Source organism: Chryseobacterium sp. MMO-72, from assembly GCF_037146035.1.
Classification (GTDB): Bacteria; Bacteroidota; Bacteroidia; order Flavobacteriales; family Weeksellaceae; genus Chryseobacterium; species Chryseobacterium indicum.
On sequence record NZ_JBBCWG010000028.1, the window covers coordinates 1 to 9,839 of the forward strand.

At 35.9% G+C, this 9,839-nt stretch carries 8 protein-coding genes; 6 read left to right on the forward strand and 2 right to left on the reverse strand.

Annotated features, from left to right (window positions below):
* Positions 1 to 393: 393 nt before the first annotated feature.
* Both WFH39_RS21075 and WFH39_RS21080 read right to left on the reverse strand, forming a co-directional pair.
* Positions 394 to 756: a hypothetical protein gene (locus tag WFH39_RS21075; protein ID WP_336691357.1), complete on the reverse strand. Its 363-nt coding sequence runs from the start codon at positions 754 to 756 to the stop codon at positions 394 to 396.
* A gap of 33 nt (positions 757 to 789) precedes the next feature.
* Positions 790 to 1,134 carry a zinc ribbon domain-containing protein YjdM gene (locus WFH39_RS21080; protein ID WP_076395707.1) on the reverse strand — a complete coding sequence of 115 codons (345 nt, stop codon included), beginning with the start codon at positions 1,132 to 1,134 and terminating at the stop codon, positions 790 to 792.
* Between the two features lie 56 nt (positions 1,135 to 1,190).
* Between WFH39_RS21080 and WFH39_RS21085 the strand changes: the two genes are divergently transcribed.
* The 6 genes from WFH39_RS21085 to WFH39_RS21110 all read left to right on the forward strand — a co-directional run bounded on the left by WFH39_RS21085 (position 1,191) and on the right by WFH39_RS21110 (position 9,620).
* Positions 1,191 to 1,523: a hypothetical protein gene (locus WFH39_RS21085; protein WP_336691358.1), complete on the forward strand. Its 333-nt coding sequence runs from the start codon at positions 1,191 to 1,193 to the stop codon at positions 1,521 to 1,523.
* A gap of 69 nt (positions 1,524 to 1,592) precedes the next feature.
* Positions 1,593 to 2,798 (forward strand): RsmB/NOP family class I SAM-dependent RNA methyltransferase, encoded by a 1,206-nt coding sequence (locus WFH39_RS21090; RefSeq protein ID WP_336691359.1) that lies wholly within the window; start codon positions 1,593 to 1,595, stop codon positions 2,796 to 2,798.
* Positions 2,799 to 3,123: 325 nt separating this feature from the next.
* A complete protein-coding gene (locus tag WFH39_RS21095) occupies positions 3,124 to 4,788 on the forward strand; it encodes a GLPGLI family protein (protein ID WP_336691360.1) in 1,665 nt (554 codons plus the stop codon).
* A gap of 322 nt (positions 4,789 to 5,110) precedes the next feature.
* Positions 5,111 to 6,784 carry an asparagine synthase B gene (gene asnB / locus WFH39_RS21100; protein ID WP_336691361.1) on the forward strand — a complete coding sequence of 558 codons (1,674 nt, stop codon included), beginning with the start codon at positions 5,111 to 5,113 and terminating at the stop codon, positions 6,782 to 6,784.
* A 272-nt stretch (positions 6,785 to 7,056) separates the two neighbouring features.
* On the forward strand, positions 7,057 to 7,869 hold the full coding sequence (locus tag WFH39_RS21105) for a hypothetical protein (protein ID WP_214588727.1): 813 nt from the start codon (positions 7,057 to 7,059) through the stop codon (positions 7,867 to 7,869).
* Positions 7,870 to 8,213: 344 nt separating this feature from the next.
* The gene (locus tag WFH39_RS21110; protein ID WP_336691362.1) at positions 8,214 to 9,620 is read left to right on the forward strand and encodes an MFS transporter; all 1,407 of its coding nucleotides are present in this window, start codon (positions 8,214 to 8,216) and stop codon (positions 9,618 to 9,620) included.
* Positions 9,621 to 9,839 lie beyond the last annotated feature (219 nt).

A 9,839-nucleotide genomic window follows, 5' to 3' on the forward strand; every position in this document is an offset into this window, starting at 1 on the left:
AAATTTTAACACACACATATTTTTTTTTATCCCCCCCCCCCCGTCTTATTTTTGGGGGGTGCTCCCCCCCCCCCACATCCGCCGCGTTTTTTTGGGGGGGGGGGGGCCGCCCCCCCCCCCCCCCCGAAACCAACGAGAAAGCGAGTAGCGAAAGCTGGAAATAGCTCCTAAAAAAAATGTAACAATCACACTTTACACTACTTACTGTGAATTTGTGGATAAAAAAAATACAAACATAAGAATTGGTTTTAAAACTTTTTCTTACATTTGTATGTCAACAGCATAAGGAAATTTTTGGTTAATTCTCTTTCTGCCTCCTGAGACGAAATCCGTTTATTCTAGGCAAACAATGCCGTCTCTTGAAAGATTACCCTGTCCAATTCTTTCCTTTTTTTATTGCTTTATTTTCCTCTTCTGATAGAAAAATCCTCCAATTTGAAGTATAAAGAATATAGATAACGAAACAGCATTTAATACTTGTTCATAATCTTCTGAGTAGACACAATAAAAAACCGAAAAAATAAAAAGCATAGAAAAAGTAACCCCAAAAGCATTTTCGGAATTACCTTTATATAGAAAAAACAAAACATTTTCTGTAACCAGACTATATATTAGTAAGATAACATAGAGTAAAAATATAAAAACCAATGCCAGAACACCACCTTGACCTTCTATTTTAAAAAACATAAGGAAAGCAATGCACGATACAATAAATCCTATGACACTTGCAGCAATATTCCTTAAAATGTTCTGCATTACAAAAATTTAAATGCTGAAATTTGTTAAAAATTAAGCCTTTTTCACAAATTCAGACTTCAGCGCCATAGAACCGAAACCATCGATTTTACAGTCGATATTATGATCGCTGTCCGGTCTCAGACGGATATTTTTAACTTTTGTTCCTGCTTTTACAGGTTTTGGAGCACCTTTTACGGGAAGATCTTTAATAACCACCACAGAATCTCCATCCTGAAGCTCGTTACCGTTAGAATCTAAGATTTTCCCTGAATTTGACGCATCTGCGCTTTCTTCTTCGGGATTCCATTCGTAGAAACATTGGGAACAAACCATCATATTATCGCTCGGATAAGTAAACTCGGAGCTGCATTTAGGACAAAGTACAGTATCACTCATATTTTTAATTTTTTGCAAAGTTAATTTTTTAATATATTCAGTTAAAATTTAATAACATGAGATATATCCGTAGATTTTTGATTTTTATTTCTTTAGTCCTGTTTTTCAGGTTATTTGCTCAGATATTTAATGAGGTTGACTTAATTCCTAATTACACAATGATATTTGTTGATGAAGAAATTTCCCAAGTCGACCGTTTTCAGAATCTGAATGAATCTAAAGAATATTCAAAATCCCAGATCTACAAATATCAGAAAATCAACAAAGAAAGATCGGATACAGCCAACTCGCAACTTATGATGATCGTTGTATTGGTTATTATTCAGTTGTTTTTCTATTTTTCTAACCACAGAGAAAGCCCAAAGCAAAATTTTGAATTCACAGACTAAAATTTTGAAACAGAAATTCTCAGCAGAAATTCGTACTTTTGCAGATTCAAAATAGCAGAACCCAATTTTATGGAATTGATACACAGAAACCTGGCAATCGGAATTCACGATGCTTTGCAGGAAACATTTTTCGAAAAAAATAAATACGCCGATAAAGTAATCGAAAGACTTTTGAAAGCGAATAAAAAATGGGGAAGCCAGGACAGAGCAGTGGTTTCTGAGATTTTCTATAACATCATCCGTTGGAAAAAACGCCTTGAATATTACATGGGGGAAGGCGTAAAACCCAACAATATTTATAAATTAATCATTGCTTATCTTCTTTGGAGCAAAACCAATTATAAGAAATTTGAAGAATTCGACGGTATAAAAATCGCCGACATTCTTACCAAACTGAAAAAAGGAACCGTTCCTACAAAAGCAATCGAGCATTCTATTCCGGAATGGCTTGCCGAAACTTTAGAAAAAGAACTGGGTGAAAAGTGGGAAAAAGAAATGTATGCTTTAAACGAGCAGGCTCCGACTGTTTTAAGAGCAAATTCTCTGAGAACAACAACGAAAGAGCTTATCTCTGATCTTTCCGATGAAAACATCGTTTCTTATCCTATTAAAAATTATCCGGATGCAGTACAATTGGAGGAAAAAAAGAATGTTTTCCTGACGACCGCTTTTAAAGAAGGTCTATTTGAAGTTCAGGATGCTTCTTCTCAAAAAATCGGGTATTTCCTTGATGTAAAGGAAGGGCAGAGAGTTGTTGATGCCTGTGCAGGTGCAGGAGGAAAAACGCTTCACTTAGCCGCTTTAATGCACAATAAAGGACAGATCATCGCATTGGATATTTTCGACTGGAAACTTGCCGAACTGAAAAGACGTGCAAAAAGAGCCGGAGCGCACAACATTGAAACCCGCATGATTTCTGATAATAAAGTAATCAAAAGGCTTCATGAAAAAGCAGACCGATTATTGATCGATGCTCCGTGTTCTGGTTTGGGCGTTTTAAAAAGAAATCCGGACAGCAAATGGAAAATCGATCAGGCTTTTATCGACAGAATTAAAATTGAACAGCAGCAGATTCTTCAGGATTATTCTAAAATGCTTAAAAAAGGCGGAAAAATGGTCTATGCAACGTGTTCTATTTTACCTTCTGAAAATAATTTACAGGTTGATGAATTCATCAGAAACAATCCTAACTTTAAAATGATTAAAGACGAAAAAGTAATGCCAAGTGAAGGCTATGACGGATTCTATATGGCTTTAATTGAAAGAGTTTCTTAAAAAACATTCTTTATATAATGAACAAAACTACTCTTTTCAGGGTAGTTTTTTTGTGACATTTATATTTCGTAATCTTTAAATCTTTATATCTTCTTTTTAATTTGATATCTGATATTAATCATACTGCTTTTTAACGCAAAGGGATCGCTAAGATTCTTTTATATACCAGCTGTTTTTAAGTTCGCAAAGGCGTGTCACTCAGCAAAGAACTCAAAGATTTCCAACAAGATAAATTACAGGCAATTATTTTCTAACAATATAAAAATGAATTTCTAAATAATATCTATTCAGTTAACAATTATCTTTGCTAAAACCATTTCAAATTATGCATCTAAAAATTTTAGTAAGTTTCTTTACTTTTTTATGCTGTTTATCTTTTGCTCAGACGTATGAAGTACAGTACCTCAGTTCATCCAACGGAAAAGTTTTAACGGAACAGTCTTCCACCTTAGTTTGGGCAAATGAAAAGGAAAATTTTATCCTGAATAACAAAATCAGAGAACAAAAAGCAGATTTCCCTTTCGAAATTACGAAAATTGAAAAACCTTCGAATACGGTAATTTCTTATGCGTTTTTAAAATCTGACGAAATTATTTCAACTTCAGATAAAGAGTCTGTGGCAAAACAGACTTTTGAATTTACCAATGAAACCAAGAAAATTTTGGGATACACTTGCAAAAAAGCAGTTACCAAAATCAATTCCAATACCATTGAAGTCTGGTATACCAACGATCTGAAAATTCAGGGAGGACCTTCTGTAATCGGACAAAATCTGGGATTTGTTCTGGAAATTGAAAGAAATAAAAATTCTCTGATCACGGCTCAATCTATTAAAAAAGTTAAGAAAACTGACATTGAAACGATTCTTAAAGGATCGATTAATTCAACCGATCCGTTAGGTTACAGAGATCTTTTGTGGAAAAGCAGATTCACTACCCTGAAAGTTTTTGATCATGAAACCATTAATTTTTCAGATGAATCTAAATCTGACGAAAACATAAAAAGATTCGCCAACGGAACCATTATTATGAAAAAAATTAAGTTCCCAAAAATTTCTGATGGCGAAAATATTTTCGTTGAATTAAAACAACAATCCAACGGCGATGCATACGATAGAACCGGAACCGTATTTTTTGTACCCCAAGACAAATCGCTTTCGTTTTTCGACGGACTGGAAAAAGGTGTAAAAACACTTCCAGTGTATGAGAACGGAAACGGAAAACAATATTACGGAATTACAGCAACGGAAAATTATAATCCCGCGGTAGAAATGATGAGATTTTTCACGGCTTTCGGGATCAATAAATTCAATCATATTCAGTTAAAAGATAAAAACTGGCAAACTATCAGTCCGTATCGTGAAGATATTACAGACCTTAAACCTTCCCTTTCTGAAAAGGAATTATGGATCGGGACATTCATCGGAAATTACGATAAAGGCGGTCATAAAGTCAGCCTGGAAATCACCATTCACAAAAGCGATCAGACCGTTTATAAAAACAATGCGGTCCTTCCTTTATTCAATACTTTAAACCTCATGGAAATGGCGGGACAGGATTATTCTACCATGTTTAATAATGATAAAGGACTGTTTGTAGAGTTTACTTTAAAAAAGGATTTAAAAAATGCCCAGTTGAAATATACAACTACCGGTCATGGAGGCTGGGAAAACGGCGATGAATTTGTACCCAAAGCCAACTCGATCTTTTTAGACGGAAAAATGACCTTCTCTTTTACACCTTGGAGAACCGACTGCGGATCTTATCGTCTTTATAATCCCGCTTCAGGAAATTTTCCGGACGGACTTTCTTCATCAGACCTCAGCAGATCGAACTGGTGTCCCGGAACGGTTACCAATCCCAATTTTATTCAGCTTGGAGATTTAAAAGCCGGAAAACATACCATTCAGGTAAAAATTCCGCAGGGTCAGACTGAGGGGACAAGCTTCAGTTCATGGAATGTTTCGGGAGTTCTGTTAGGGTCTCAATAAAACAAAACCTTCTCGCAAACTGAATTGCAAGAAGGTAAAAACACAAATGATGAAAAAAAATTATTTCGAGCCACAAAGTAAGGGCTAAAATTTGTAGAATAAATTATCATACATTAAGAAATATCTCATAATAATTTCGTATGTAATGAATAAACCCAACATCTGGGTTAAAAAAATCAACTAAAAACCTTGTTTTATATTTAAAATAATTAAATTTATACTTCATTTTAAATTATTTAATTAAAAATATTAACTTATTTAAAATTTTTGTTGTTATTTTTAAACCGCTATTCTACTTTTGTTTCAAATTAAATAACAAAAAATGTGTGGAATTGTATGTTTGTTTGATGCCAAACAAAAAACTGAAATGTTAAGACCTCAGGTTCTTGAAATGTCTAAAAAAATTCGTCACCGTGGTCCGGACTGGAGCGGAGTGTTCCAGAATGATAAAGTGGTTTTCTCTCATGAAAGACTTGCCATCGTGGATCCTACCTCCGGAAAACAGCCTTTATTTACAAAAGACGGAAAAATAGTTCTTGCCGTGAACGGTGAAATATACAATCACAGAGAACTGAAAGAAGAATTTCCTGAGTATGAATTTCAGACACAGTCAGACTGTGAGGTTATTTTAGCTTTATATCAAAAATACGGAAAAGATTTTGTTGAAAAATTAAACGGAATTTTTGCCTTTTCTTTATATGACACAGAAAATGATGTGTATCTCATTGCACGCGATCACATGGGAATCTGTCCTTTGTATCACGGTTGGGATAAAAACGGAAACTATTACGTTGCTTCAGAACTGAAAGCGCTGGAAGGAGTCTGCAAAGCCATTGAAACTTTTTTACCGGGACATTTGGTGTACAGCAAAGACGGAAGCGAACTTCAGCAGTGGTACAAAAGAGACTGGGAAAGCTTTGATGCCGTAAAAGATAATGAAACGGATATTGAACAATTAAGAAAAGGACTGGAAGATGCGGTTCACAGACAATTGATGAGTGACGTTCCTTACGGAGTTTTGCTTTCAGGCGGATTAGATTCTTCCGTAATTTCTGCGATTACGGCAAAATTTGCAAGACAGAGAGTGGAAAGCGGAGATACACAGGAAGCTTGGTATCCGAGATTGCACAGTTTTGCAGTCGGTTTGGTAGGATCGCCGGATTTGGCAGCAGCTCAGAAAGCAGCAGAACATATCGGTTCGGTTCACCATGAAGTTAATTTTACTGTTCAGGAAGGTCTGGATGCGGTTCGTGATGTTATTTATCATCTGGAAACGTATGATGTAACGACAGTGAGAGCTTCAACGCCGATGTATCTTTTGGCAAGAGTGATTAAATCGATGGGGATTAAAATGGTGCTTTCCGGAGAAGGTTCTGACGAACTGTTCGGTGGTTATTTATACTTCCATAAAGCTCCGAATGCGAAAGAATTCCATGATGAAACGGTAAGAAAATTAGGAAAACTTCACCTGTACGATTGTTTAAGAGCCAACAAAGCGTTGATGAGTTGGGGAATTGAAGGGCGAGTTCCTTTCTTAGACAAAGAATTTATGGATATTGCCATGACTGTGAATCCGAAAGATAAAATGGTAAATGCTGCTGAAGGAAAAATTGAAAAGTGGGTTCTGAGAAAAGCTTTCGAAGATATTCTTCCGGAATCTATTGTGTGGAGACAGAAAGAGCAGTTTTCGGATGGAGTCGGTTATTCATGGATCGATACTTTAAAAGCCGTTGCTGAAAAAGAAGTAACAGACGAAATGATGGCAAATGCAAAATTCAGATTCCCTTTGAATACGCCTCAAAACAAGGAAGAATACCGTTACAGAACAATTTTTGAAGAGCATTTCCCAAGTGAAACTGCGGCTGCAACAGTTCCTTCGGTTCCTTCCGTTGCGTGTTCTACGCCAATTGCACTGGAATGGGATGAAGCGTTCAAAAACATGAACGATCCTAGCGGAAGAGCGGTAAAAGTGCATGAAACGTCTTACGGTGAGTAGATTCGGAAGTATGAGAGTGTGAGCGTTTTTTGAGTTTTTGAGATATTTTTTATTCTTCCCTATTTTTGGTTAACAAATAGAAGATGAGCATTCTGAAACGAAATACTAAACCCTAAAAATCTAAACTTTACATAAAAATTTATCAATCCTGTAGCAATACAGGATTTTCTTTTGCATTTACATCAATAATATTGTCAGAATTTAACCGTTAATCAAATATATTATCTAATAAATAATTATATTTGGAAAACGAAAATATCAATTATAAAAAAATGAGAAGAAACATTACTATCTTATTTGCTTTATTATCCATGACTTTTGCTTTCGGACAGGGAAAATATGGTAAATATCTTAGCTCCAAAAAACTGGCAATGGTGTATAAAAGTGTGAAAGATGGCGATAAAGACGACTTCTACCAACAATATTACTGGCTGGTAAAAGCGGAACAACTGAAAACGTATCCTCACCTTAAAGATATAAAACCAAAAGTTTTATATGAATTTGTAAAAAAAGTAAATCCCCAGAATCCGACTAAAAAACTGGATGCAAGAGGTAAAGAACTGAGACAGACGGCAGAATTATCGTTAAACCAGTATTTCAAAAACAAGAATCTGGATAACAATTCTGTTTTAATGTACAATCTGGAAACGTATGTAGATCCTTCTAAAGGACAATATTATACAAAAGTTGATGCAGAAAAGATCAAAGAACTGGTTCCTAAAGAGCTTTATGCCTTCAACTCCAACAACAGAAATACAGGAGAAGATAAAACGTATTATCTTTGGATCAATAAAGAAAAAGAAGATTTCAATATTGTAGATATTATTCCTGAAGAGAAAGAAAATAAAGCGTTTTATGCGAGAGTGAAACAGTATCTTCCGAGCTATAAATTCTCAAAATATGTTCCTTCTGTGAAAAAAGGGACAAAAACGGACAGAACAGATGCAGATTTCTACTACATCATGCCGTTTGAGCAAAACACAGATAACATCGAATACAAAACAAAAGATTTCAAAACTTTCGAATTAAGCCAGTACAGAAAAGCCGGCGAAGAATGGAAAGGGGTTGAAAAACCAAGAAAATAAATTAAAAAGTCCTGTAAAGTTTCGCAGGACTTTTTTATTGGAATTTTTTTTAATACCAATGACACAAATTTTTGCACGAATATTCACAATTGATCGTAAAATTTAAGAAAATAGAATATTATAAATGTCGTTATTGATAACATCATCAAAAACTTAAAATAGCTAACAGTTGAGGAATATCAGGAAAAATATTGCGGCAAATAGATTTCTCCTTCGTGGAAATGACAGCTTAATCCATCGATTAACACTTTCTCTTTATTAAAAGGAATAAAAATTGCTCTGAAAATTACATTCTCTTTTTTTTTGAACCAAACGAAATCTGGAAGCTTTTCCAGTGAAAATACATGTCAGAAACACTTTCGCCGCCCCAAAATTCAATTAAAAAAATTCTGCCGCTGATTCTTGCAACGGCAATATTCATGCAGATGCTGGATTCCACTATTCTGAATACTTCTTTGCCTTCCATCGCAAAAGACCTTCAGGAATCTCCGCTGAATATGCAGAACGCCATCATCAGTTATGTTCTTACTTTAGCCGTTTTTATGCCGGCAAGCGGATTTCTGGCAGACCGTTTCGGAACCAAAAAAGTATTTATATTTTCCCTGATTCTTTTCAGTCTCGGATCTCTGTTCTGTGCCATGTCTCAAAATCTTACACAGCTCGTTATTTCCCGTGTTATTCAGGGTATTGGAGGAAGTTTGATGACGCCTGTCGGAAAATTAGCTTTAATTAAAACTTTCGATAAAAGTGAATTATTAAAAGCGATGAACTTTGCCATTATTCCTGCACTGATCGGTCCCGTTCTCGGTCCTTTGGTGGGAGGTTATATGGTAGATTATCTTTCGTGGCACTGGATTTTTTTAATTAACATCCCGATCGGAATTCTGGGAATTGTTTTAGGCATAAAATTCATGCCCAACTATACATCCAAAGACGTTGATTTTGATCTGAAAGGATTTTTAATCTTTGCAGCAGCCTCTCTCCTGCTCTCCATTGCTTTGGAGCTTTTCGGAGATATACAGAATACAACACCGGTTCTGGTCATTTTCATTCTAGGATTTCTTTGTCTCTACTACTATTACAAACACGCTAAACGTGATGAAAGCCCTATTTTTCCTTTAAATTTATTTCAGGTAAGAACTTTCAGAGTCGGAATTGTCGGAAATCTTGCCACCAGATTAGGAATCAGCTCTGTTCCGTTGCTTTTACCGTTAATGATTCAGATTGCCTATAAACAGTCGGCAGTAACTTCCGGTTGGATCATCGCTCCGATGGCTTTAACTGCAATGTTCGGAAAATCATACGTGATAAAAATTTTAGACCGTTTTGGTTACCGACAGACTTTAATGACGAATACTTTTATTATCGGAACGCTGATCTGTCTTCTGGCGATTCCCGATATCAACACCTCATTGTATTGGTTTATTCCTATTATTTCCATTTTGGGATTTTTTAATTCCATTCAGTTTACTTCCATGAATACAATTTCTATTGCGGATCTTCGAAATTTTCAGACCAGCAGTGGAAATTCACTTATATCCGTTAATCAGCAGCTTGCCATCGGATTCGGAATTGCTTTTGGATTAATCGTGCTTAAAATTTTCGAAAATACAGACCTTATTCACGGAGAAACTCATAATGCTTTCCGTTATACTTTTCTTACTGTGGGAATTTTAACGATCATTTCCGGATTTATTTTCCGCAGACTTCATATTTCGGATGGAAAGAATATGAAATCGAAAGAGGAGTGATAAAAATAAAACGATTTGTCGATTTCCTAATTTAGGTAAGAAAAAATCAATTGTTTATTGATTTAAAGAGCTTTTTTCCAGCTTTCGTTACTCTCTTTTTTTGGATTCGGGGGGGGGGGGGGGGGGGGGGGGGGGGGGGGCGGGGGGGGGGGGCGGGGGGGCGGGCGGAGGGGGGGGGGGAGAGGGGGATGACCAGGGAGGAGACAAGGGGAGGAGAGA